The sequence below is a fragment of the Acetobacter sp. KSO5 genome (genome assembly GCF_044094635.1).
Taxonomy (GTDB): domain Bacteria; phylum Pseudomonadota; class Alphaproteobacteria; order Acetobacterales; family Acetobacteraceae; genus Acetobacter; species Acetobacter cerevisiae.
On the sequence record NZ_CP172014.1, the window covers coordinates 2,096,392 to 2,122,169 of the forward strand.

Sequence of the window (25,778 nt, forward strand, 5' to 3'; positions counted from 1 at the left end):
CGTTTACTCCGTTCAGGCTACAGGCACGTCTTTGCCGGTGATCTGGCTGGCCAGCCACGCGGCATCGCGCGAAACGCCTGAGAACCGTCCCGATCCCCATGTGTGCAGCCATGGCAGGCCGAGGAAGTAGAAGCCCGGCGCATCCGTCACGCCCCGATGCCAGACCGGCTTGTTGGCCCCGTTGAAGACGGGCACGTCGATCCAGCGATAATTTGGTCGGAAGCCAATGCACCAGACGATTGATGTGATGCCGGCTGCCTTCAGGTCCAGCGGCGTATTACTGCCATCAGGTTCCCATACGGGCACATAAGGGGCTTCCGTCGGGACCGTAATCCCTTCACGGGCGATGTAGGCGTCGATGGATTTCTTGATGTCGGCATTCGTCTTGTCTGCATCATCAAGGTTTTCCTTCAGATCGGGCCTGAACGCCGCCACCTCATCCCGGATTGTCTCCAGCGTGCCGTGCAGGCCCACCCCTTCCTTTGCAAAAAGGCGCAGATCAAGATCATGCCCTCCGTTGCGGCCCGTGACGTAATGATTGGTCTTGTCACGGGCTCCGTCACGAAGAGGGTGATTATCCACCGTCAGGTCATAGAAGTGCATATCCGCCAGCCAGTCCACCACGTCGCGCCCGCGATAGAAACGCGAGACACGCGGGGCTGAACCAACGCAGAGATGGACCTTGCGTTTTTCAAGAAACAGGTCCTCGACAATCTGCGCGCCTGACTGACCACTCCCCACGACCAGAACCGCTCCCTCCGGTAACTGGGCCGCATTACGGTAATCCTGTGAATGCACCTGAAATATTGAGCGATCAATGGCGCTCGCATAGCCGGGGATCACCGCGTCCTGATACGCGCCCGAGGCGATGACCACATGCTTTGTGTGCCAGGTCTCACCGCCCGCCACTACACGATACCCACCGGCTTCGTGACGTGTGATGGAGGTAACCGCTGTGTGTTCGTGCAAAGGCGGGTTAAACGAATTAACAAAGCCTTTGACATAGTCTATTATTTCCTGCTTCACCATGAAGCCGTGCGGATCTTTTCCCTCATACGGATGGCCGGGGAGTTCGCATTGCCAGTTCGGTGTGACCAGGCAGAAATTGTCCCAGCGCTCATCGTCCCATGAGTGGCAGGCTGTCTTTGCCTCAAAGACAATGTGTTCCACCTTCTCGCGGCAGAGATACCAGCTCATGGAGAGTCCGGCCTGTCCGCCCCCTACGATGATGACGGGAATGCTTTTTTCGTTCTGTATCATGGTCGTTCTTTTCGTCTCAGGATCTGAAAGACAGGACGCGCACCTGCGCATCGGGATGTGTGAGGAACGGAACACTGGCCTGCCGGATGGCCTGAAGCTGGCCAAGGGCACGGCTGCACGGAAAGCCGTAGCGTGCACGCACGCGCTCACTAGCTTCCGTCAGGGCCGTATCCGCCTTTTCCAAAAACTCCCGGACCGGATAATCCTGACCGGGCGTGAAGTGGTCCCTTATGACCAGCGATGGGGAGTAACAGTCGGTCTCTTTCCCATCGGGCCAGCGCACGCGAAAGGTCATTTCGGGCATGGTGATGACGCTCCGGAATTATGGACATTGGCATGTGGCAGAGCCGCCAGACGCCGATATGCGGGCAGATGCCGACTAGCCACGCTGCGCCAGTCGAAACGGCGCCCCGTTGCTGGGCCGCTGACCTGAAAACGGTCGCGGGTTTGGGCGCTGAGGGCCTCACGCAATGTTAAAAGCAGAGAGTTGGGATTATCCGGACGGCACCACAGCGCATCCGCTCCCGAAAGGTGCTCCGTGAAAGGCGCAATCTCCGGCACTACGGCAGGCGTGCCACACGCCAGAGCCTCCAACGGACACAGACCAAACCCTTCCGTTGCGGACGGATAGGCCAGCACGGCCGCCTGCCGGTAGAAGGACGGCATGTCTTCATCCGCAACAGGCCCGGTCACGGTGACATGGTCGCCTTCCCCGCTTTCGCGCAGCCGCGTCGTAAACTGAGTGCGGTAGGACGAATGATCCAGTAGTGAAGCGCCGCCCACCACAAGCAGATGCACGTCAGGCTGCTCATGGCGCAGGGACAGAAAGGCTTCCAGAAGGTGCAGGGTATTTTTGCGACGCTCAATCCCACCTACGGCCAGGATCAGACGGCGGTCGGCTGGCAGATGATATCGCGCCCGCAGTGACGCATCCTGCATGGTTGGTACGGGCGAAAAGCGCAGCGGATCGACGCCATTGCCTACAACGGGGGCTTCACGCCTATGGTCGTCGCACAGGGTGCGTTCCCACAGCGCACTGACCGTGAACAGTTCAGTCGCAGCCATAAATCCCCTCTCCTGCCGTGCCGCAAGGACAGGATGGGAAAAACGATCAAGATGGTGGATGGTGCGCGCAAAGCCCGCTATCTGCCCTTCTTCCATCAGATCAGCCAGCGCATTGGCACTGATAGGGTCCTGCGCATGCAGCACATCAAAGTGCTCTCCACGCAGAGCGTCCCTGATCTCACCAATGCGGCGTTCCACCAGCGTCGGCAGATCCTGTTCGGGCAGAGCGGGAATGCAACGGGTGGTGCAACGCGGCGTGCGGAAGAAGCCGTTCCCTGTCGTGTCTGGCGCAATCAGAGTGGCAGTGTGCCCGGCGTCACACAGAGCTTCCGCCAGCGCCATACCATGCACCACGCCACCACGCGGGTTGGTGGAATGTGTCAGGATGCCGATGGAGAACGTCATGGCGCTACCCCCATGAGCGGCGTCCGTGCGAGATCCCAGAAGGTTTCCTGCTCGTCATCCCATGTGACATCAAGCAGCAGCGTGTCCGTCACCTGACCGATCACAGCCGCAGCAATCCCGCGCTCTTTGAACCGGTCCATAACGGCCCCCGCATTTTCGGGGCATGCCGTCAGCAAATAGCCATAGCTGGGGAAAGCCGACAGCCAGCGCTCCATCAGTGCACCCTCAGGACGCGGGATGTCGTCAAGCCTGATGGTCATACCCACGCCAGAACATTCGGCCAGCATAAGGGCAGTCCCCAACAGCCCGGCCATACTGATGTCCTTGGCAACACGGCTCAGACCGTCCTCAGCAATCGCTGGCAGAAGTTCGATATCGCCGCGCAGGCGCACCGCTTCATCAGTGCCACACAGGGCGGAACTGGCGTCCCAGAATGGATGCGGTTCATGCCAGCGGCCCCGCAGATCGATCGCGGCAATCAGAACCTCACCCGGTCGGGCATCAAAGCTGGTCAGCAAATGACGGGCACGGCCAAGGATCGCCACCGAGAGCGAATTATGGGTGCTCCGCATATTGGTATGTCCGCCAACAACCGGCACACCATAGGTATTGGCACCATCATGAAGGCCTGTCAGGATTGAGGCCGCAGCCTCAGACGTGTCACTCCACAGCGCATCGACCACCGCCAGCGGACGACCGCCCATAGCCGCAATATCACTGACATTGACCATCACGCCGCAATAGCCTGCAAACCACGGCATGGACCGCACAAAACTGTCCTGAAACCCCTCACTGGCCAGCAGGAGATAGCCCTCGCCATCCGGGATCGCGGCGCAGTCATCGCCAAGCCGGATACCCTCACAGGCATCACGCCCCAAAACCGCAACGGCTTCAGAAATATCCTGTTTGGCGGCAAGAGCCCGACCGTTACGGAGCGCACGCAGCAATGTGGCGAGTTCCCCAACCATCACGCCACCTGCCGTGTGCGTGGCTGCGGGCGCAGTAACCATGTCTGGTCCTGCCCGTGTGCCGGATAGCGCGAAAGGTCAGCCTGCATGTCATGATGCGGCAGGCCGTGCAGGGTTATGGTGCCTAGGCTTTTCCAGTACAGGCGGCGGAAAAACAGTACATTCTGTTCCTGCACCTGCGCCAGAAACCGGGTCGCCCCAAGCCCGTGCGCCGTGCTGACCGCCATGCGGATGAGTTCCGTCCCGATGCGCCCCAGCTTGCGATGCTCTGCATGCACAGCCAGACGAGATCCTCGCCAGACACCGGGTTCAGCTTCATGAATGCGTACTGCGCCCACAACCCTGTCCGGCATCCCGGCCATGCAGCAGGCCGCAATGATAGGAATGGCAACGTCGTCGATTGTATCGCGGTCATCCTCTACAAAAACATGCTGTTCTGTGCAGAACACTTCGCGGCGCAGTGCATGATAACCTGCCCGCTCCCACGGCGTGCGGGCAAGACGCACGACATATTCTGTAGGGATGAATGGCCGGTTTTCCAGGCCTTCGAAGATTTTACTCATTGTTCGTACGCCGAAAGCGAGGAACAGGCACCACACCGGCCACATCCTGCCCGGATATCGGTGGATTTCATGTTCGCTTCCCGCAGCATACGCCCAAGAGGAGCCAGAACGGACTTAATGAAATCAGCTGAAGGAGGCGCATGATTTTCCAGAGGCGTTCCGGAGATTGGCACAAATGGCACCACAAAGGGATAGACCCCAAGCGCAATCAGCCGCTCGGCCAGCGCCAGAATGTCTTCGGCACTGTCGCCAAGACCAGCCAGAATGTAGGTATTGACCTGCCCCCGCCCGAAAATGGGCACGGCACTGGCAAACGCGTCCATATAACGCTCAACGCTGACCGTGGCCTTGCCAGGCATGATCTTCTCACGCACAGCCTGCGTGGCGGCCTCAAGATGCATGCCCAGACTGTCTGCTCCGGCATCCCGCAGGCGCTGGAACCAGCCAGGGTCCCGTGGCGGCTCACACTGAACCTGAAGCGGCAGATCAACAGCCGCCCGGATAGCACGGGCTGATTCCGCCAGCACGGCAGCCCCCCGGTCCACCACATTTGGGGTGCCAGTTGTCAGCACCATATCCCGAACGCCATCCAGCTCCACAGCGGCTTTGGCAACTTCGGCAAGCTGTGCCGGGGTCTTGTAAGCGATCGTCCGATCGGCCTCTAGCGACTGGCCAATAGCGCAGAACTGGCAGGACGTGCGCCGATCAGCATAGCGGATGCAGGTCTGATGCACCGTGGTGGCCAGCGTATCTCGCCCATGCAGGAGGGCAATTTTCCAATAGGGAATGCCGTCCGCTGTGGTCAGACCATAAAAGCGCGGGGCGGCTGGAAAATGAATCGTGCCGAGTGTTTGCCCGTCCCGCTCCAGCGTGCTGGCCCCGTTCTGGTCCGGCGGACTTGCCTGAAACGGAGACTGACGCGCACCGGATGTATAGACCGGGACCATGACAGTCTGGCCCGCAATGGTAATTGTCTTGTGGTCAGAAGGACCAGCCCCGCCTTTACGGGAAATCCCGCCACTTTCCGTGCCAATCTGCAACCCGAATGACTGGAGATCGGTAACAAGCTTACGGCCGGAAAGCGTGCCGAGTGTTGGGACGGTCATGGCTTGGCCTCATCATTGGATGGACCAATCGGCTCAGCGGCTCCGTGCTCACCGACATAATGCACCGTGCGCGCCGGTCGCCGGTCCTGAAGCAGGCTCAGCAGTTCAGGGCGTGCGTAATGCCCCACGGAATCCATCATCCGCTTGCGCTTGGTGATCAGGGCGAAATCAAGATCGGCAATCACCATCCCCTCACCTTCCGTCAGAGGCGTGCCGAGCAGTTTCCCTTCGGGAGAAACGATGGCCGTAAAACAGCCGCCTCGCAGCGGCCCTTCCAGTGCGGGATCCCGCGCGATTTCCTTGATCTGGTCTTCCGTCAGCCACCCCGTGGCGTTCACGACAAAGCAACCGGATTCCAGTGCGTGATGCCGGATGGTCACTTCCATCTGATCGGCAAAAATCTGCCCGACCAGTGAGCCCGGAAACTGGGCGCAGTGGATTTCCTCATGCTGGGTCATCAGCGCGTAGCGGGCGAGCGGATTGTAATGCTCCCAGCAGGCGAGTGCGCCAATACGGCCAGCTGCACTCTCCACCACTTTAAGCCCTGCCCCGTCACCCTGCCCCCAGACCATACGCTCATGGTAGGTTGGTGTGATTTTGCGGCGCTTGAGCAGGATTTCTCCCGTGGCATCAAAAATAATCTGCGTGTTGTAGAGAGTGCCGAAATCCCGTTCATTCACGCCCAGCACCACAACCATACCGGTCTGGCGTGCGGCCTCCGCCACCATGTCCGTCACCGGACCGGGGATGACCACAGCGCGTTCGTAGAGTTCCAGATGCTCGCCGCCGAAGCGGAAAGCGGGCTGGATAAACGAGAAATAGGGGTAATAAGGCACAAAGGTTTCAGGAAAGACCGCAAGCGCAACACCTTTTTCGGCGGCATCGCGGATGGCCTGACAGACTTTCCGGGCAGTCCCCAGACCATCGTCACCAAGGACAGGGCTGATCTGAATGGCTGCGGCGCGAACGATACGAGGCATGGCTTGCGGTCTCACTTCCGGCTTCAGAGAGTCCAGGTATTGAGGATGAAGGCGTTATCGCGACGCGCCAGCAGAATGATGTCGAGCACATCCTGCGGATTGATGGGCGTAATACCCGGGATCAGGTTCTGCTCACCGTAGCCGTAAAGGGCCTGAAGCGCGAAGCGGCAGGCATAAACCTTTCCGCCTTCTTCAAGGATTTTCGCGATCTGCTTGTTGCAGTTCATGTGTCCCGGAAAGGCTTCATCCCCCAGACGGGGAAAACCGCGCTGCACGCCGAGGGTCACACCCGGACCATACAGAAGAACTGACGTTTCAAAGCCTTTGCGGATCAGACGCGTGGCCTGCAGCAGATTTACAAACCCGACAGACCCTTCATTGGCGACGGTATGAAAGGTAATGAGGGCTTTTTCTCCGGGATTAGCTTTAACGTCCTCGAAAACCTTGTTTTCATAATTGACGAAGCAATCACCATCTTTATGCGGAGCGTGTTCGACTTTCGGCATGGTATCTCTCCCGTGTGCTGCGGTCCCGGCGAGAAACCGGGGCTAACCGCGTTGCTGAAGCGAACGTGGCACGGGATGACGAACAGGCAAAATATTGTATGCTCATTAACGGCAATACAATCAGATCAAATTATGCCGTAAGGCACCTCTTAATGAGAGCAGTACCATACAAAAATATGGCTATCACCATACAATGATGAGTTGTTTTCATAACTCTCTGTTTTAATGGGCTTTATTTATCACGCATTCGTGAACTGATGGCCTTTTTGTTTTTCAGAGCATGCACCTGCCACTCCAGAGAATCAGGGTGCTCCATCGATTTCAGCCCCCACTCAGGTCATACAATATCGGCAAAACCGGGAGAGCGTTTGTGCTGCAGGACTGACAGAACTCCTTGCAGAGATTCCTCAAGGCTTGCGGCATCCGGTGCGCTACCCAGCGCAATCCGTGCCCGCTGAGGTGGCTCTCCACTAATGGTAAAAACAGTGCTGGGAACCAGTGCCAAACCACGCCTGCGGGCATAGGCCACAAAATCCGCACTCCCCCACCAGTCCGGCAATTTCAGCCAGACATGCGGGCCATCGGGGTTCATGCAGTGCCCCTCCCCCAGAACCTTGCGGGCGATAGACTGGCGCAGGCGCAGTTCCTTGCGGATGGCATGCAGGATTGTATGCGCCTGCTCCGTCTGCATCCACCGCGCCGTGAGCGCACTGAGCAGGCCGGCATTGGTCAGAGCAATCGCTCGGATAGCGGCAGTCACCCTTCGGGCCATGTCTGCATTAGGTAAGGCAACGTAAGCGGTACGCAGGCCCGGGCTGAGCGTTTTGGCGAGGGTGGCCACGTAGCTGACACGACTATGATCGAGAGCCGCCAAGGCAGGCAGCGGATCGTCCATCAACAGACTGTAAGGGTCATCCTCCACAATATGGAGATGGTGACGTTGCGCAACTGCCAGAATATCCTTTCGTCTTTGCAGGGACATCGTGGCGGTGGTGGGATTGTGAATGGTCGGAATGCAGTAGAGCAGCCGAGGATGGTGTTCAGCGCAGACCCGATCGAGCTGCTCAGGCATCATGCCTTCCACGTCGCTGTCCACCCCCACCAGAATAAGATCGAACTGCGCTGCTATGGTCCGGATGCCAGGATAGGCAATACGGTCGGTGACAATAACATCACCGGGCTGGGTGTGCGTGCTGACGATTGCCGCCAAAGCACTCTGGGCCCCCGGTGCAACAAGAATTTCGTCTGTTCGCCGCTGACCGATGACGGGAGCGATCCATTTCGCGCCAAGCTGACGCTCCTCCAATGTCCCACCCGTTACGCGGTAGGACATGAGGCTGTTCAGATCCTGCTGCTTCAGAATGGCCGTAATATCGTTCTGGATGATCCGCTGCAGCGGCGGATCCTGCGGGATGGGCGGCAGATTCATGGTCAGATCGACCACAGCCGGACCGGTATGACGCCAGTGACTTTCCCCCGCGCCGACACGGATAAAGGTGCCCCGCCCGACCGTCGCATCAATCAGGCCGCGCCGCCTTGCCTCGGTGAACGCGCGGGTGATTGTCGTTAAATTGGTACCAAGATACTCCGCAATCGTGCGCTGTGGTGGTAGCTTGTCCCCTTCCCGAAGGTCACCCTTGCGGATGGAAAGCGCCAGAGCATCGGCCACAGTCATGTAAAGCGCGTTCGGACTCCGGCTGATCTCTTCTTTCCAATGAGCCAGATAAGGATATGCGGACATGGGACGGAATTTCCATACATTCAACGAAATTCCATTAGACCATACGCCATACAATCAGCGCAATCTTAGTGCTTCTTAAAGAGACAGCAGTCGCCCTCTCTGCCCTCTACGACGTCCAGGCTCATCCATTTTCCTGCACTGACCGAAATTTAGCAGGAATCAGCTACAGAGTAGAAATTGCGGCCATCGGTCTCAACCGAGATATGAGACCTCCTACCAACACTCTTCTTGCCTGCGTCATAAGCATGCATTTTACGGAAAACGCCAGAATACCCGGACTGTCAATAATGCGCTGACCAGGTCATCATACCATTTCAGAATCAGCCTGCAACACGGCATGTAACAAGACATTCGCGCCCGCCGTAACGTCATGAGGCTCAGCACTTTCCGCTTCATTATGGCTGATACCTTTCCAGCACGGAACAAAAACCATCGCTGTCGGAACCACCCGCGCAACATAGACGGCATCGTGACCAGCACCCGACACAATTCTGCGGGCGCTATAGCCAAGATTTTGAGCACTTTTTTCAATAAAAGACACGCATAAGGGGGCAAAATGCACGGCGCCCGATGTCCATGTTGAAGAGGTGCTGAACTCCACCCCACAGGAAGCCGCAATCGCCTCCAGTGTCTGGTAAAATTCTTTCTCCATTATTTCCAGAGTGCCGTCCGATGGGTGCCGCAGATCTACTGTGAAATGAACACTCCCCGGCACAACGTTACTACTGCCGGGCAAGCATTCGATGATACCCACTGTACTTAAGCCATCAGGCGCGTGATTCATTGCCACCTGATGCACCCCATCAATCATACGAGCTGCTGTCCATAATGCATCAGACCGCATCGTCATGGGGGTCGTTCCAGCATGAGCGTCCTGGCCTGTTACCGTCACATCATACCAACGCATGGCCTGCACGCCCTGCACCACGCCTATGGTCTTTTCCTCAGCTTCCAGAACCGGGCCTTGTTCAATATGGAGCTCAAAATAGGCGGATGCAGGATGCTTCCCGCAGTCTTCCTCCCCGACAAACCCCGTTTGCTCCAATGCTTCCCCTAGCGTGATCCCATTTTTATCGGGCCGGCTGCGCGCAAACTCTTGAGTAAAGGCACCCCCAAAAACACCGGATGCCAGCATCGGTGGAGTGAAACGGGCCCCTTCCTCGTTGGTCCAGTTCACCACTTCTATGGGGTGACGCGTCGAGACATCAGCACTATGCAGCGCACGCAGCACAGCGACGCCGCCTAAAACCCCGAGAATGCCATCGAATTTCCCACCAGTAGGCTGGGTATCAAGGTGGCTGCCAATCATGATAGGCGGCAAAGTGTCACAAGTGCCGGCTCGTCGGGCAAATTGGTTGCCCATTGAATCATACGTTACAGTGCAACCCAAAGCTTCACATGTCTGCGCAAACCATGTTCGCACGCTTTTATCTTCATCAGACAAAGCAAGACGACAGATGCCCCCTTTAGGCGTCCCACCAAAACGGGCCGTTTCCATGAGATCGTTCCAAAGAGCAGGACCGTCGATGAGCATATTGCTTTGGGCAGACATTTTTCCGTCCTTGTTCTTAGATAGTGAGGAGAATTCAGTATCCTCTTTGAGGATCACACAATAACGCTGGCTTTTCGCCTCGTTCCATTTGCCCAATCACCTCTGCAACATACTGTGCCTGCATCAAAGGAGACGCTTCTGAAGCAACATGCGGCGTGATGATGATGGAAGGATGTGTCCATAATGGTGACGTGGCAGGCAAAGGTTCCGGCGTCACCACATCCAAAACGGCACCACACAAAATACCGGCATTCAGTGCATTGATAAGATCCGTTTGAACAACATGGCGGCCGCGACCAACATTGATAAACCCCGCTCCACGCGGAAGTCTTTTAAGGAACTCCTTCGAGATGATCCCATCTGTCTGAGGCGTGCTTGGCAGAAGATTAACCAGAATATCAGCGGTTTCTAAAAACGCCGGCAATGCCTCCTGCCCGGCATAAACCGTCACACCAGTCAGAGTTTCTGGAGACCGCTTCCAGCCCGAAACCCTGAACCCAACACGCGCCAGATGGGTCGCAACATATCCGCCTAAATGGCCCAGCCCCATAACACCAATACGCGTTGTATCTGTTGTACGTGCAATCGTATTGGAAGCCCATCGCTGTTCAGCTTGCTGAATCGCCCATGTTCTGGCCTGCCTCAAAAGAGCAATGGCTGCCCATGTGACATAATCAGCCATTAATTGGCCGGTCTGTTCTCCCCCCATGCGAACCAGAGGGATATGACGAGGAAAGCCGGGGGCATTCAAGAGATGATCGACCCCTGCCCCCGTGCATAAAATAGCCTTTGCGGTCGCCAATGCAGGATAATGGTCTGCCTCCGGCGACCAGACCAGCACATAGTCACTGGGTTGGAGCCGGGTTTGAGACTCATACCACGACAAAACTGACAGGTCCGGCGCAACTTCGGCAAAGGCTTTTTTCCAGATATCAAATTTTTCCGGGCCATCTGCACTGATAATAAGCCGCGCCATACTCTACCTTTCTTTCCTCACGTCATAATAGAAGAAAAACCCTATGATCTTGTAAAAATCATGGAAATTTTTCTTACGCTGACAGTAAAGATTTCCGACGCAGCGGCATAGTCATGCAATGAACGCTCCCACCACCGCGGGAAAACTGGTCCAGTTTCGGATCAAAAACTGTCAAACCCTCTGCTCGCAACATGCTGTTGATGCGCGTAGAATGGTGGGGACTAATGACACGATCCTTACCCAACGCCAGGACGTTACATCCCATGTCACGCATGGCTTCCTTGTACGTGACGGGAAGTAGACGAATACCATTCGTCTTGAACCAGTCCAGGTCTTCATCCGCCAGACAATCCACGGCTGCAATGGCCAGATTTTCCGCCACCATTGTGAAAATCACGTCAAGATGCAGAAAATGCTCCGGGAAGCGTATCATGCGGCACGTCCATCCAGCCTCTTCAAACCAGCTGATAAACTCCGCAGCCCCGGCTTCATCCGTGCGGCCACCACTCACACCTACGGCTAACAAACCGGGGCGAATGATATGAATATCCCCCCCTTCTATGTGCCCTTTCGTACAGCTTTTCCAGATTTCATCGGGCGCATAAAATGAGCGGATCTCACCTTCTTCCGCGACACGCTCCTTACGCATAAGCCGCGTTACAACGGTACCAAATGGCGTGGTTTGTGAACTATCGCGCGTATAAACCTGATACGGCATATCTGGATGCGGCTTCAGGAAATGGCATGAAACATCGGCGCCTTTCAAAGACGAAACCAACTCGCCAAATTGTTCGGTCAACGCCGTGCGATCAATGGTTCCACCGTTTGCCATCGTCTGAATGGCAATATCGTTACTCGGGATCCACTGATAGTACTCTGGAGGACAGAGGAGCACATCAGCCAATTCACCGGTCTCGCTATCAATAAACCAGCGGTTTGCTACCATTACCCGAAATCCTTGAGATTGCTACGTTCATCAAGACTGTAACGAATAAGGAATGAGAGCAAAATTAGAATAAACCGGAGTTCACTTTATAAAAACGTTAATTATCTAAATTTGCTACCAAACACGCTAACTGGACGGGATGCTCAAATCGATTTTCTCCGCAGAAAACCAAGGCATGAAACACTTTGATCGCCTATTAAGGCTCCCATCCTCAGAGAAATAAGGCACTGTTTGAACCGCCACCGCCTACTTCCCGACCTTCCCTTCTTACGATAGGGTAACAGACCCAAGCGGGTTACAATTGAGGTGAACACTTGCGCACAGCCTGCCCTGAGCACCAAACGTTTCACGCAACCTGGCCGACTGAGAGAGAGGTTAGACAGATCAGATGCCCCGATCAGCCAACCCCCAACCAGCCCCCCTGCTTCCCACATCTCGCAAAGCAAATGTGCGGCGATCAAAAGGTTTTCGAGGCCAGGTTTCAGAGGTCGACCTACGCTTATTGCGCGTTTTTCATACTGTTGCTGCACAGTCTGGTTTTGCTGCCGCCGAGATTGCATTAGGAAAAAGCAAGTCTTCCATTAGCCTTGATATCTCGGCCCTTGAAACGCGGCTGGGGCTCAAACTCTGCAAACGGGGACGCAGTGGCTTTTCTCTTACCAGTGAGGGTCAGGCTGTTCTGGATGCAACACTTACTCTCATGCAGGACCTCCAGCATTTTCAGCAACGGATCAACCAGATAAGTGGCATTTTATCCGGCACATTCCGGCTGTATGTACCAGATAATCTGCAAACCCATGGCGAGACACCCCTTATCCGCGCAATAGGAACGTTCACGAGCCTCCATCCTAACGTATTCATGACCGTCCATTCCGCGTCTACGCGGGATGTTGAGGTCGCCGTGACAAATGGACAAGCCACCGCGGGTATTGCGCTCTACCCTCAGCATATGCCCGGGATACAAAGCGTCCCGCTCGTAGCAGAGGCGCTTAACCTGTATTGTGGAGCCCGACATCCACTTTTTGAAATGCCGGAAGACGACATTACTCTGGACCTTCTGGCTGCCCAGCGCATAATTGCGGTCTCTGACGCCGCAACATCACCACGATGGAACGAAATACGCACCCACCTTTCTTTCCATGCCTCTGCAGAAAATGTTGATGCACGCGCTTTGCTTATTCTTTCTGGAAATTTCATTGGGTTTTTACCAGAAGCTTTTGCAAAGCCACTCGTTGATCGTCAGCTGCTCAGACGTATCAGTTTCGATGATCTGCAACTGATAACCTGCTTTCACTTTTTGGCCAGACTCTCTCCAGAAACAGAATTAATGGTTGAGACGTTTCGTGCCCTGCTGGAAGAATCCTACTAATGAGCGCCTTTTTCTCATTCATGAAGACTATGGTTTTTCTAGAAAAATATAAGCCTGCGCGACTTACCACTCTCTGTTTGCTCGGTATCGGTCTGGGATTGTCTTCCTACCACTTAGCGTCTGCCCAGACCTCTGGAGAAGAAACGCCCTCCTTTGTGCAAAACGGCACGCTGACGGTTTGCACAAACCCGACCCTGCCGCCCATGACATTCGTTCAGGGTTCAGACGCAAGTAAGCCGGAAGGCATAGATATTGATCTGGCACGAGCCCTGGCAAAATATTGGCATGCATCACTCAATCTGGTCACCATGGATTTCACTGGCCTTTTCCCAAGCCTTGCGGCACAGAGGTGTGGAATTGTATTAAGTGGCATCATACAATTACCGGACCGTGAGAAGAATTTTGATGCCGTTCCTTATCAAGAGACTGCCTTAACCGTCGTAGCACGCGCCAACACGCTTCCTATAAAAAGCATGGCGGAGCTATCTGGAAAAACCATCGCAGTTCAGTCCGGCACGAGCTACGCCGCGCGCATAGAGCGTGAAAATATTGCTCTGAGTGCCGCGGGCAAGCCTCCCATCACCATTCAACAATATCCGACTGAAGATCAGGTTGTACAGCAAGTGCTCATCGGGCGCGTTTTTGCGTTTGTCAGTCAGGACGTTGAGCTTTATTTCAGACAAAAGCAACTCCATGGCAAAGTCACGATTATTCTTAAGCCTGATTACTCCGATTATCGCCATTTTGCGGCCTATACACGCAAAAACCCACACGACCACGCCCTGATCGCACAAGCCATTTCTGAGCTGGAAAGCGACGGTAGCCTTGCTGGGTACAGACAAAAATGGTCCCTTTCAGCTCAAAGTGAACAAGCCCTTTCGACTGATGAGCGTGGGAGTGCCTTTAACTGGCAGGCTTTTTTTGCCGCGCTAACATCGCTAGCTTTCCTAAAGGGTGCAGCTATTACGCTGTCTGTCGCTCTGCTTTCTCATTTCATTGCAATTGTTATCTCCATTCCGATGGCGATAACGCTTAACAGCCACGGGAAGTCGGCTCTCAAAGTCGTGCTGAAGGCTTATGTGTCTGTTTTCCGAGGTGCCCCGACACTGTTGCAGCTTCTGTTTATCTGGAATGCGCTTCCCCAGTTCTTCCCTATTTTCAGAGAGCAATGGTTTACGCCGTTTTTGGCCACACTTGTTGCGCTTTCCATTAATGAATCAGCGTATCAGGTAGAGATCAATCGTGCGGCCCTAAGCGCTGTCGATGGAGGCCAGGAGCTTGCTGCCGACGCATTGGGTATGACGCGCAAACAAGTCTATCGATATGTTATTTTCCCGCAGTCTCTTCGCGTGGCTCTTCCGCCAACCATTAATGAATTTATCAGCCTTTTAAAAACAACGTCTCTGGCATCAGTTATTTCTCTGCAAGAGCTCCTTGCAATCACACAAGTTCAGGTAGCACGCACATTCGAATTCACAGAATATTATGCGGCTGCACTCATATATTATCTTGCTATGGTTTTCTTCTTTCTCTTCTTACAAAAACGTGTGGAACGCCGTTTCTCCTGGGCCGACCGTAAGAAAGCTTCCGCCAATGCAGCCTGATACATTCCCCGTTCAAAACACCCCGCCCCACGACGACACCTCTATGATTTCCGTGCGCAATATGAGCAAATTGTACGGAGAATTTGTCGCTTTGGACCGCCTGAATTTTGAAGTGCAGAAGGGTGAAAAAATCGTTGTTCTTGGTCCGTCAGGCTCAGGAAAATCAACCCTTATCCGTACGTTCAACCGCATCGAACCTCATGACAGTGGTAGTATCCTTATCGATGGCAAGGTTATCAATGAAAAAACCAGCCTGACAGAGCTTCGCTGCATGGTGGGAATGGTCTTCCAGAATTATAATCTTTTCCCACATCTCAGCGTGCTGGATAACTGCACCCTTGCTCCCCAGCTTGTGCGCAATATTCCCCGTAAAGACGCCCAGGACATGGCGCGTCATTTTTTGTCGCAGGTGGGGATTCCAGAACAGGCAAACAAATACCCTATCCAGCTTTCAGGCGGTCAGCAGCAGCGGGTCGCTATAGCACGAGCACTCTGTATGAAACCCGAGATCATGCTGTTTGACGAGCCAACTGCGGCTCTCGATCCTGAGGCGATAACCGGAATTGTCAGCATTATGGACACTCTGGCCGAACAAGGCATTACCACCCTGTGCGTGACGCATGAAATGGCGTTTAGCCGCCGCATTGCTGATAAAATTATCTTTATGGATCAAGGTCGTATTCTTGAAATAACACCGCCTGAGGTTTTTTTCACAAATCCCCAGACTCAACGTGCTCAAAGCTTTCTGGACCAGATGATACGGTACTGAGGTCACACACCAGCCCTTGTAAAAGTAAGATTTACAACATTCCAAACGAAAGAGCCCCTCGTTTCATTATTAAATTGAAATGAAGTCGTTACCCGGGTGGATCTGTCCACCCCAGTAGATAAGGGGATCTTATGACCGCCCGCTCTTTCCATTTGCCGCTAACAGCGACTTTAGCCCGCAGAGTATCCCAGCAGACTGCACCCCTTCCCTCACGCACCTTAACGCAAGGAGTGCAGGCATGACACGCCGTTCCCCAGCCACCATCCCGAATGCTCTTATCAGGGGCAGTCAGAAAACAGTTCGGCGTAAACTCGCTCTGACAGCGCTCCTTTTGGGTACGACGTCAGCTCTTCCTGCTTTTGCAGCCAAAGCTGATAATCAACTTCACACTTACAGAAGCGGTACCGCGCAAAACAAATCTGTTTCGAAAGTATCCACAGCGTCTCGTTCTAAAGTGCGCGCCCCCCGCAGAAGCACCTCTTCTGAAGATATTCAGGTCACACAAACGCGTACGGCGCATTATCATTCTCAGCCTGGCACAGTGAATGTCATGAGCGGAAAAGAGCTTCGTGAGCTGCATGTGGAAAGCCCCAAAGAAATTGCGGCTTACACCCCGGGTGTGACGGCTGTAAATGCGACCTCTGGCAGTTCGCCTATTTTCTCCATTCGAGGCGTCGGACTGGATGACTATGTGGGCACCAATATGGGCGGTATTGGTATCTATCTGGATGGCGTGTTTGCACCATATGCTGCGCTTTATAATGGGCAAATGCTTGATATTGAAAATGTTGTCGTGGCAAAGGGGCCGCAAGGCTTCGATATGGGCCGCAGCACAACAGGCGGTAGCGTCAACATTACGTCCGTCAAGCCATCTGACAAGTTTGGCGGTTATCTGGACTGGGGATATAGCAGCTATAATACCAGTACCGGTAAATTTGCCGTAAATGTTCCCATTACAGATAAAATTTCAAACCGAACGGCCTTTAGCTATACTAAAGGGGATGGCTGGCAGCATGATCTGAACACCAATAAACGTTATGGTGCGCAAGATATTCTGGCCATTAGAAATCTAACAAAATTCCAAATTGATGATAAGACATCAGCACTTCTGAATATCCACTATACGCGGGACAGAGGCACCCCCATGTCCCCACAGAATACACAAGCTGATGCTGTTAACGGCTTTCCTGTTGGCACGATTGGGGTAAGCTCAAATGCCTATTACAACAGGGTCAATGTTGGGCAGAACCGGGTTGGCCGTAATGAAAATGGTGGCGGTGCCTCCCTGTCTTTCGAACGTATTTTTGATTTCGGTGTTTTCACTTCACAGACTGCCATAGATTTGTATCGCAGAAATATTTATGACAACTACGACGGTGAATCTGTCCAGGTTTCTGACTATCACTGGAATGATACTTACCTGGCACAGTCACATGATATGCATCTGCGCACCAATATTGCTAAAATCTTTCATTTGACAGTTGGTATTTACGAATCTTACGATAAAATTGATGGTGATTATACAAGTAGTCGCGGCTTCCTGTTTGACATGCCCGAAGAAAACATGACCAACCATTTCAGCCAGCAAAATCTCTCTACCGGGGTGTATGTCAACACCGTAACCAATATTACCCATAACCTGGACTTCATCGCTTCGGGGCGCTTCTCTTATGATGAGCGTGGGTTCCATGGGGGCACACGGGATATCAACGGTGCTGTGACAGGCACTCCGGGAGGTACCCTGTCTTACCTCAACACGAGCCATAACTATGAACGCTTCACTGGCCGCGTCGGGTTGCGTTATACGGTCGTGCCCGGTACCTACCTTTATGGTACGATTTCTAACGGATATAAGGCAGGAACGTACTTTGCTGCACCTGTCTCCGCATCGCAGGCCCTTGATTACGTGCGTCCGGAAAACCTGATTGCTTACGAAGTCGGTGTTAAATCAAGTCTTTTCAAAAACAAGCTGATGATTGAAGGCTCTTTGTTTGATTATGAATATCATAACAGACAGACCCTGTTTGTTGCGGAAATGCCGGGAAATATCACGTCCCTGAGCCTGGGCACAATTTCACGGGCCCGAACCAGAGGTGGTGAGGTTTCTTCCACCATACATGATCTGATCCCTAATCTTGATCTCAGGGGATCCTTTGCCTACCTCGACGCTCAGGCCACGTCCCCAGTGAACAATATCGGCGGCCTCCCTCTGCTTTCCAATGTTAATGCCCACTCAGCCCTGCCGTTTGCTCCCCGTTTTTCATGGAGCGCCGTTGCACGCTACGGTATTGATATCAATCGCTACCGCGTGACATTGCAGGCCAGCTACACATGGAAAGACAATATGCTGGTGGCGTTGGGAGACCCCAACGGTCAGACCAACAAAATTGGCTCCATGGGGCTTCGTATGGAATTCGCTCCAAAAACCAGCAAATGGTCGGCAGCTGTTTACGTGGACAATATGCTCGACAAGCACGGTAATGTTTATTCCTTCACAGGGAGTGACAACAGCCGGGCGCAGTATTTGCAAACACCTCGGTGGGTTGGTGTCGATCTGCACTATAATTTCTGACCCTCTTCGCTGGGTTTAGTGATCCTTATCTGAACCCAGCTTTTTCCCAGGAATTTTCTATGCGCCTTGAGGTATTTAAAACGTTATGGGGTGACAATCGCCCTTGGCAATTCGCCACCGAGGAAGCGAAAGCTGCTGGCTTTACTGGTCTTGAGGGCCGAATTCCCTCCACCCACACAGAGGCATGCCAGAACTCTCAAATCCTGACGGATGAGAATATGCCTTATATTGGCATTATCATGACAGGTGGTGGCGTTATACCCAAACAGTCGCGCAGCATAGAAGAGCATCTGGACGATCTAAAGCGGGGGCTCGAGTGTGCAGCCCTTATGTCCCCTCGCTTTATTAATGTTCTTGGAGGGAATGACCGTTGGTGCGCCAGTAAGCAGGCAGACTTCATAAACAAGTCGCACGCCATCGCACAGGAATCTGGAGTTCTTTGTGTGTTTGAAACACACCGTTCCAGAATTCTGGCAAACCCATGGGTCACGCTTGATGTTTTACCTCAGCTGGAAAGCAACATTCTGTTCACACTGGATATAAGCCACTGGATTGTCTGCTGTGAACGGCTGCTCAATGAGCAGGAAGATGACTTCAGTGCATTTTTCGAAAGGGTGCATCATATACAGGCCCGCATCGGCTATGATCAGGGGCCACAAGTCCCGCACCCAGCAGCGCCTGAACACGCTGCCGCCCGACAGTTCCATCAAAACGTGTGGGAACAAATCTGGCTGTCTCAACAGAAACGGGGTTACAGCACCTCCACCCTCACACCAGAATGCGGACCGGATGGATACGTCCATACCCTCCCTTTTACCAACGCTCCCATAGCCGATCTATGGGACCTGAATAAATGGATTGGCCAGACAGAACAGGCCCATTTCAAACAAATCTTCTCTTCACAAGCTGAACTGGACAGATGATTATGACAGAAACCGCTACCTTCACATCCATTCCTGTCGTCGATATCGCTGGACTTTACAGCGATGCTTTGCAGGACCGTATGGCTGTCGCTGAACATCTGGGAGACGCCGCCCGCAATGTAGGTTTCCTGTATATTGCAGGTCACCACGTCCCGACAGATGTCATTCAAGGCGTGCGTGATGCAGCCAAGGCATTTTTCGCACAGCCTTTTGAGCGGAAGATGGACTACTATATCGGCTCTTCTGAAACACATAAGGGGTTTGTGCCTGAAGGCGAGGAAGTCTACGGCAGTGGCCGGCCTGACCATAAAGAAGCTTTTGATATTGGTTTTGAGGTCCCCGCTGACAATCCGCTGGTTCAGGCAGGCACACCTCTGCTCGGCCCCAACAAATGGCCGACTGTCCCCGGTTTCAAAGAGGCTGCACAAGCCTATTACAAAGCTGTTTTTACTCTCGGCCGCACACTATTCAGAGGCTTTGCGCTCGCTCTTGGTTTGCCCGAAAACTATTTTGACGATCACGCCAACTTCCCACCGTCAAAACTGCGTATGATCCATTATCCTTATGACGCCGAAGCGCAGGATGCCCCCGGCATCGGGGCCCATACTGACTATGAGTGTTTTACCATCCTGCTTGCTGACCAGCCGGGGCTGGAAGTTATGAACGGTAACGGAGAATGGATTGACGCTCCTCCCATTCCGGGAGCCTTTGTCGTCAATATTGGTGACATGCTGGAGGTTATGACAGCTGGCACATTCGTCGCCACCGCACACCGGGTAAGGAGCGTCAAAGAAGAACGCTATTCTTTTCCGCTATTTTACGCCTGCGACTACCATACTCAAATTCGGCCGTTACCAGCCTTTGCCAGCGGCAGCCAGGAGTATGAAGCCATCACTATTGGTGAACATATGTGGGCACAGGCACTCCAAACCTATCAATATCTTGCGCGTCGCGTAGAAGCTGGCACATTAGCGCTTCCTGCCGGTGCACGTAAAACAGCAACTTTTGGTCATTTCAAAAAGACAAAAGAAGTGTCCTGAAGAAAGAAGATGACAATGCCGAATACCTCCTCAACAGAACAAGCCCTGCGTGAAGATTTAGCCGCAGCCTACCGGCTGATGGCACACTTCAACATGACAGACCTTGTTTATACCCACCTTTCCGTCCGTCTGCCGAGTGATGACCATCGGTTTCTGGTCAATCCATATGGACTGTTGTTTGAAGAAATTACGGCTAGTTCTCTCGTCGTTGTGGATGCGGATGGCCAGCCAAAGCAGGAAACATCCTGGCCTGTTAATCCAGCAGGTTTTGTCATTCATTCCGCCGTGCACCGTAGTCGTCCGGATGCCGCCTGCGTGATGCATACCCATACTGTGCCGGGTATGGTTGTGGCCGCACAGGACACCAATATTCTGCCCTTGAATCAGATCAATATTGAGTTTTATGGCTCCGTCGGGTTTCACCCCTATGAGGGTATTGCCGCTGATGATAATCTAAGCGAACGCGAACGTCTGGTACGTGATCTTGGCATAAATAGCGCTCTCATTTTGCAAAACCATGGTTTGCTGACGGTGGGGGAAACCGTTGCGCGGGCATTTTACCGCATGTATTATCTCGAACAGGCTTGCCGCATTCAAATTGCGGCACAGGCAACGGGAGTGCCTTTATACACCCCGTCTGAAGATAAAATTCTCAGAACCAAAAAACAATTTGATGAAGATCCGGATCAGGGCCGCATGATCTGGGCCGCGTTAAAGCGTAAACTCGACCGAGAGCAGCCCGATTATAAGATGTAAATTAACAGTCTCTGCTTAAAAACCTGGAAAGTCTGCGGCGTGTTGCTACCAGATGCGACCAATAAAAGAACAGTCCGGAAGCAGGTCGTATCCTCTGCTTCCGGTTTTTTTTAAACATAGATGCATTTTTACAAATTCTATGGTTTCATACCGTTATCAAAACAGAAATGGCGTGAAACATGTCTTTTACAATGCCGGAAAAATTTTCGAAAACATGTCTTCTGCTGGCTCAAAACCTACAGTGGGCTCTTTCACGCAAATCCAACGCTCAAAGATATAGCGGGAAGAAAACCGCACGCATGGCGTTAGCTTCGGGTGCCGCACTCATGGCGCTCAGCGCAGGACAGCAGGCATTTGGGCAGACAGCTCTCCCAAAAAATATTCCTGAAGGGCTCAAGCTGGAAGCCGATCAGGCGCTCCCCATTACCCCCTTCTATACAGATACTGCGCCAGCCAATGCACCGTCATGGCCGGGGGCCCTCATCCGTGCAGAAAAAGTAACAGATTACGCTATCCCTGCAGGAATGACAGCATGGCGCATCCTGTATCATTCCCTTGATGCTGAACGTCATGACGTCACAACATCCGCGTTCGTGCTGCTGCCAGCAGGGCCTGCCCCGGCCGGTGGCTGGCCAATGGTTGCATGGGCTCATGGCACCAGTGGGGTCGCCCAGCCTTGCGCTCCCTCATTAATGAAGGATCTTTATTACGGGGATGAAGGACTGTTTGAATTCCCCAAAGCAGGTCTGGCAGTCGTCGCGACCGACTATCACGGTGAAGGTACACCGGGCGCTCACCAGTATATGAACAAGTTAGCGCAGGGCTATGATGTCATTTACTCTGTTGCTGCCGCGCATGAAGCACTTCCGGGCATATTGAACCAGAAGTGGGTGGCTGATGGCCATTCACAGGGCGGTATGGCCTCCTGGAGCGTGGGGGAAATGGAGCAGCAGATAAACAACCCGGATTATCTGGGAACCGTCTCCGTGTCCGGCACGGTCGACATGCTCGATTTCATTGCTCCCAAGCCCGAAGAAGTTGGAGCCCCCTTCTACTTCCCCATGGTGGCCTATGGTCTGAAAGCCCGCTATCCGGACTTTGACGTCAAAACTGTTCTCACTAAAGAGGGCTATGAACATTACCCTCTGATTGCGACAAAGGCCTGCTGGTTTACTGGCTATGCGGCATATCTGGGCAAAACAAGCGCACAGATCATGAAACTCAACTGGACCAAATCACCCGCTGTGCAAGCCATGCTGAAAGAAGACCGTATTGGGGATGCCCCCGTCAAAGGACCGTTGATGATCCTTACCGGTGGCGGAGATGTCTCTGTCCCTCCTGGCGGTGTTAAGAAAACAGCTCACAAAGCCTGTAAAAATGGTATTAAGCTGTTTTTCCACCTTTACCCTGGCCTGGATCATGACCCGACCATGATCAATTCTACACAAGACCAAATTGCGTGGATTAAAGACCGCTTTGCAGGCAAACCCTTCAATGAAAATTGTGGCACATTCTAATTTTTAACGATCACCTGCCTCGCTCTCAGGAGCAGGTGATCACCCAAGCCCTTCTATAGGACTTATGAAACGAAATATTTTCGTGTTTTAATTCTGACTTAGCATCTGCGCGGGCAAGAGCAATGCAGACTAGGCCGGACGTTCGATGGTCAGAACCGAGCGCTTGATCGCGGACTATGACGCTCTGCGTCTGGTTCGTGACCGTCTCTCTCGCATGGAAAAAGAAGATGACGATTGATAGGAATTGACCCGATCAACGGAAGGCTGACGAGGCTTCACAGCACGATATGATCGCTGTGCTCATACATTCACGTCTACAAGCCATATCGATATAAGCTTCGTCTCCCGCCCCAAAAATGCGTCCTGCATCTGAGAATTGTTTCTGGAATGCAAACTGGCGTGGCAGCAATTCTCTCCCTCTCCACCTCTCTCCTTTTGCAACCAGGATGGGAACAAACCACATTTCAAACTGTTCTTTCCTATGCTGAAAAACAGCTGGATAAATATCGTTTTTTATCCATCATTTATCAAAACAGGAAAAATTCTCATGCTTGGAATTGGAGTTCTGGGCTGTGGCCGTATTGGTGCCATGCATGCCGCCAATATTGCTGCCCATGCCAACGCGCGTGTTGCAGCAGTGTTTGATATCAACCAAACCGCAGCACAGGCAGTATCTGAGGCAACGGGCGCACCTGTGCTGGCGTCCGCAGCCGAGGTTTTTGCCTCCCCCGATGTCGATGCCGTGCTAATCGCCACCGCGACCGATACCCACGCCGACTTGCTGGAACAGGCCATTGCGGCAGGCAAGCCGGTGCTGTGCGAAAAACCGATTGACCTCAGCCTTGCGCGGGTAGACCGATGTGCCGCAGCGATCGCGCATACAACCCTGCCGGTTCAGATCGGGTTCGTGCGGCGTTTTGATCCCGGCCATAGGGCTGTGTTCGAGGCCGTTCGTGACGGCACCATAGGGGAACTGCACCAGCTCGTCATCACCTCACGTGATCCCGGCTTTCCGCCTGAAGCCTATCTGGAAAAATCAGGCGGAATTCTACGGGATATGACGATCCATGATTTTGACATGGCCCGTTACATTTTGGGTGAAGAGCCTACTCGCGTCTTCGCCGTGGGTTCGCGCCTTGCCGCACCTATCCTTATGAATGCACTCGACGATGAGGATACGATCACGGTTGTCATGACAACCCCTTCGGGCAAGCAGGCCATCCTGATTAATTCGCGTGAGGCGACATATGGCTATGACCAGCGCGTTGAAGCCTTTGGCAGTCTGGGAATGGCCATTTCCGAAAACCGTCGCCCTCACCATATGGTGCTGTCTGGCAGCGCGTTCACCGAGCACGCAGCTCCCCTGCTAAACTTCTTCATCGAACGCTACCGCGAGGCGTTTGATGCGGAAATTGACGCTTTTGTCGATGCCGTGGAAAATGGTAGCCCCGTTACCGTAAGCTATCATGACGGACGGCAGGCACTGGCCCTTGCTGAAGCGGCGCTGAAATCTCTACAGGAAGGACGTATCGTGGATGTAAGCGAAATCGGGTAAGCGCATTCAGGCCATGCGGAGGAAACCGCATGGCCATCCAGGCGAATGCTCATTATCAGCACTCAGGCATGCGGCCATATCGGCCACAGACCCTTCTCCCCCGATAAGTTCATTTTTGACCGGGAATATCCGTCAGACTTTCTTTCGAAACCGTAGAAATATTACCTCTACGCTGACGCTTTGGGGTTAGCATGACGCTTTCGATCTTCTCCAGCGCAATACCTTTGGTTTCCGGCACATACCGTTCCACAAACCACCACGAAAAGAGTGTAAAGAGCGCGAAAAGCCACATCGGCAGTGCGCCGTGAAAAAGTGAATCAAGCCTCTCGTTCTGGGCTATCATCGGAAAAAGCTGGCTGACGATAAAATTCATCACCCAGTTAGCCGAGACCGCGATGCTCATACCGACGCCACGGATGCGGTTTGGAAAGATCTCGGCGATCAACACCCATGTCAGCGGGCCCCATGACAGACCAAACAGCAGCATGTAGACCAGCATACCTGCCAGAGCGGAATAACCCTGCGTCTGCGTATAAAGGGCCCAGGATGTCGCCAGCAGGCCAATAATCATACCGATCGAGCCGAACCGGAACAGCGGCAGCCGCCCCTTGTGGTCAATCACCCAACTTCCCAGCACCGCACCCGATACGGACGCCACACCAATCCATATGGTCTGGAACAAAGCATTCTGCACGCTACCACTGACCGAACCCAGCACCAGCGGTGCATAGTACATCATGCTGTTCACACCCGTCAGTTGCTGCAGCATGGCAACGGCAGCTCCCACGAAAATAATCCACCGAGCCCCCTTAGAGGCAACAGCCCGGCCTATGTCAGAGGTCTCGATCTTATGCTCCAGTGAGTCCTTGATTTCTGTCAGGACTGATCGCGCATGGTGCTCATTGGAAATGCGCGTCAGGGTTCGCATCGCATCATCATCCCGTCCGCGCAGGACATGCCAGCGCGGAGATTCCGGCATAAAGAAAATCGCCATGCAGAATACAACGCACGGAATGACTTCCGACCCCAGCATCCACCGCCAGCCCACGTTTGTAAGCCATGTCTCGGTGGCACTGCGAGCGATCAGATAATTGACGATGAAGACCGCCAACTGCCCCCCGACAATGGCAAAGGATTCCATGTAAAGCGCTCGCCCACGCATATCTTTTGGGGAAACTTCCGACATGTACATGGGTGAAACGGAGGATGCCACACCAACCGCGACGCCGCCAATAAAGCGATAGAGCACGAACCATGAGAAACCCGTCGCCAGCGCCGCCCCAACGGCTGACGCGGTAAACAGCACAGCGGAGACCGCCAATGTGGGCCGCCGGCCAAAGCGGTCCGCCAGCCAGCCGGAAACTGCGGCCCCCAGAATACAGCCAAGCAGCACGTTGGAAACGGCCCAGCCAATTTCTGCCGGTGAAAGGTGGAAATAGGACTGTAACGCCCCGACCGCGCCAGAAATAACGGCGGTATCGTAGCCGAACAGAATGCCACCGAGTGCTGCAATCGCACATATTCGCAGAACGTAGCCCACATCATGCTTATCCGATTGGACAAACATAACATCCTTTATGGATCTTTTCATTTTTCACTACTCCA

The 25,778-nt window shown here is 53.6% G+C and carries 22 protein-coding genes; 9 read left to right on the forward strand and 13 right to left on the reverse strand.

Features of this window, described 5'->3' with window-relative positions:
• Window positions 1–12 precede the first annotated feature (12 nt).
• From ACHQGU_RS09435 to ACHQGU_RS09490, 12 genes are all read right to left on the reverse strand, one after another.
• Window positions 13–1,260 (reverse strand): MSMEG_0569 family flavin-dependent oxidoreductase, encoded by a 1,248-nt coding sequence (locus tag ACHQGU_RS09435; RefSeq protein WP_395494861.1) that lies wholly within the window; start codon window positions 1,258–1,260, stop codon window positions 13–15.
• 16 nt (window positions 1,261–1,276) lie between these two features.
• The gene (locus ACHQGU_RS09440) at window positions 1,277–1,564 is read right to left on the reverse strand and encodes an MSMEG_0570 family nitrogen starvation response protein (protein WP_253542221.1); all 288 of its coding nucleotides are present in this window, start codon (window positions 1,562–1,564) and stop codon (window positions 1,277–1,279) included.
• Window positions 1,552–2,730 (reverse strand): MSMEG_0565 family glycosyltransferase, encoded by a 1,179-nt coding sequence (locus ACHQGU_RS09445; RefSeq protein ID WP_395494862.1) that lies wholly within the window; start codon window positions 2,728–2,730, stop codon window positions 1,552–1,554. The genes ACHQGU_RS09440 and ACHQGU_RS09445 overlap by 13 nt, the downstream gene beginning before the upstream one ends.
• Window positions 2,727–3,701, reverse strand: coding sequence for a sll0787 family AIR synthase-like protein (locus tag ACHQGU_RS09450; RefSeq protein ID WP_395496413.1), 975 nt, complete (start codon window positions 3,699–3,701; stop codon window positions 2,727–2,729). The genes ACHQGU_RS09445 and ACHQGU_RS09450 overlap by 4 nt, the downstream gene beginning before the upstream one ends.
• Window positions 3,698–4,261 (reverse strand): MSMEG_0567/Sll0786 family nitrogen starvation N-acetyltransferase, encoded by a 564-nt coding sequence (locus tag ACHQGU_RS09455; RefSeq protein WP_395494863.1) that lies wholly within the window; start codon window positions 4,259–4,261, stop codon window positions 3,698–3,700. The genes ACHQGU_RS09450 and ACHQGU_RS09455 overlap by 4 nt, the downstream gene beginning before the upstream one ends.
• The gene (locus ACHQGU_RS09460) at window positions 4,258–5,367 is read right to left on the reverse strand and encodes an MSMEG_0568 family radical SAM protein (RefSeq protein WP_395494864.1); all 1,110 of its coding nucleotides are present in this window, start codon (window positions 5,365–5,367) and stop codon (window positions 4,258–4,260) included. Before ACHQGU_RS09460 ends, ACHQGU_RS09455 begins: the two co-directional genes overlap by 4 nt.
• On the reverse strand, window positions 5,364–6,347 hold the full coding sequence (locus ACHQGU_RS09465; RefSeq protein ID WP_395494865.1) for a Nit6803 family nitrilase: 984 nt from the start codon (window positions 6,345–6,347) through the stop codon (window positions 5,364–5,366). The genes ACHQGU_RS09460 and ACHQGU_RS09465 overlap by 4 nt, the downstream gene beginning before the upstream one ends.
• 23 nt (window positions 6,348–6,370) lie before the next feature.
• Entirely contained in the window at window positions 6,371–6,853 is a 483-nt protein-coding gene (locus ACHQGU_RS09470; protein WP_063908307.1) for an MSMEG_0572/Sll0783 family nitrogen starvation response protein, read from the reverse strand.
• 337 nt (window positions 6,854–7,190) lie between these two features.
• Window positions 7,191–8,594 carry a PLP-dependent aminotransferase family protein gene (locus tag ACHQGU_RS09475; RefSeq protein WP_395494866.1) on the reverse strand — a complete coding sequence of 468 codons (1,404 nt, stop codon included), beginning with the start codon at window positions 8,592–8,594 and terminating at the stop codon, window positions 7,191–7,193.
• 304 nt (window positions 8,595–8,898) lie between these two features.
• Window positions 8,899–10,146, reverse strand: a complete 1,248-nt coding sequence (locus tag ACHQGU_RS09480) for a M20 family metallo-hydrolase (RefSeq protein ID WP_395496414.1) — start codon at window positions 10,144–10,146, stop codon at window positions 8,899–8,901.
• A gap of 34 nt (window positions 10,147–10,180) precedes the next feature.
• Complete coding sequence (locus tag ACHQGU_RS09485) at window positions 10,181–11,122, reverse strand: 2-hydroxyacid dehydrogenase (protein WP_395494867.1); 942 nt, start codon at window positions 11,120–11,122, stop codon at window positions 10,181–10,183.
• A 73-nt stretch (window positions 11,123–11,195) separates the two neighbouring features.
• Entirely contained in the window at window positions 11,196–12,068 is an 873-nt protein-coding gene (locus ACHQGU_RS09490; protein WP_395494868.1) for a dimethylarginine dimethylaminohydrolase family protein, read from the reverse strand.
• Window positions 12,069–12,456: 388 nt separating this feature from the next.
• Between ACHQGU_RS09490 and ACHQGU_RS09495 the strand changes: the two genes are divergently transcribed.
• The 9 genes from ACHQGU_RS09495 to iolG all read left to right on the forward strand — a co-directional run bounded on the left by ACHQGU_RS09495 (window position 12,457) and on the right by iolG (window position 24,173).
• On the forward strand, window positions 12,457–13,437 hold the full coding sequence (locus ACHQGU_RS09495; RefSeq protein WP_082779454.1) for a LysR family transcriptional regulator: 981 nt from the start codon (window positions 12,457–12,459) through the stop codon (window positions 13,435–13,437).
• 29 nt (window positions 13,438–13,466) lie between these two features.
• A complete protein-coding gene (locus tag ACHQGU_RS09500) occupies window positions 13,467–15,041 on the forward strand; it encodes an ABC transporter substrate-binding protein/permease (protein ID WP_395496415.1) in 1,575 nt (524 codons plus the stop codon).
• Between the two features lie 43 nt (window positions 15,042–15,084).
• A complete protein-coding gene (locus ACHQGU_RS09505) occupies window positions 15,085–15,810 on the forward strand; it encodes an amino acid ABC transporter ATP-binding protein (RefSeq protein ID WP_156482817.1) in 726 nt (241 codons plus the stop codon).
• A gap of 238 nt (window positions 15,811–16,048) precedes the next feature.
• On the forward strand, window positions 16,049–18,382 hold the full coding sequence (locus tag ACHQGU_RS09510; protein ID WP_395494869.1) for a TonB-dependent receptor: 2,334 nt from the start codon (window positions 16,049–16,051) through the stop codon (window positions 18,380–18,382).
• A 59-nt stretch (window positions 18,383–18,441) separates the two neighbouring features.
• Window positions 18,442–19,305 carry a sugar phosphate isomerase/epimerase family protein gene (locus tag ACHQGU_RS09515; RefSeq protein WP_395494870.1) on the forward strand — a complete coding sequence of 288 codons (864 nt, stop codon included), beginning with the start codon at window positions 18,442–18,444 and terminating at the stop codon, window positions 19,303–19,305.
• Window positions 19,306–19,307: 2 nt separating this feature from the next.
• Window positions 19,308–20,345, forward strand: coding sequence for an isopenicillin N synthase family dioxygenase (locus ACHQGU_RS09520; RefSeq protein ID WP_395494871.1), 1,038 nt, complete (start codon window positions 19,308–19,310; stop codon window positions 20,343–20,345).
• Window positions 20,346–20,360: 15 nt separating this feature from the next.
• Complete coding sequence (locus tag ACHQGU_RS09525; RefSeq protein ID WP_395496416.1) at window positions 20,361–21,101, forward strand: class II aldolase/adducin family protein; 741 nt, start codon at window positions 20,361–20,363, stop codon at window positions 21,099–21,101.
• Between the two features lie 299 nt (window positions 21,102–21,400).
• Window positions 21,401–22,618 (forward strand): alpha/beta hydrolase family protein, encoded by a 1,218-nt coding sequence (locus ACHQGU_RS09530; RefSeq protein WP_395494872.1) that lies wholly within the window; start codon window positions 21,401–21,403, stop codon window positions 22,616–22,618.
• Between the two features lie 547 nt (window positions 22,619–23,165).
• Complete coding sequence (iolG, locus tag ACHQGU_RS09535; RefSeq protein WP_395494873.1) at window positions 23,166–24,173, forward strand: inositol 2-dehydrogenase; 1,008 nt, start codon at window positions 23,166–23,168, stop codon at window positions 24,171–24,173.
• Between the two features lie 109 nt (window positions 24,174–24,282).
• Here the strand turns inward: iolG and ACHQGU_RS09540 are convergent, their stop codons facing one another.
• Window positions 24,283–25,740: a sugar porter family MFS transporter gene (locus ACHQGU_RS09540; RefSeq protein WP_253559277.1), complete on the reverse strand. Its 1,458-nt coding sequence runs from the start codon at window positions 25,738–25,740 to the stop codon at window positions 24,283–24,285.
• Window positions 25,741–25,778: the final 38 nt, after the last annotated feature.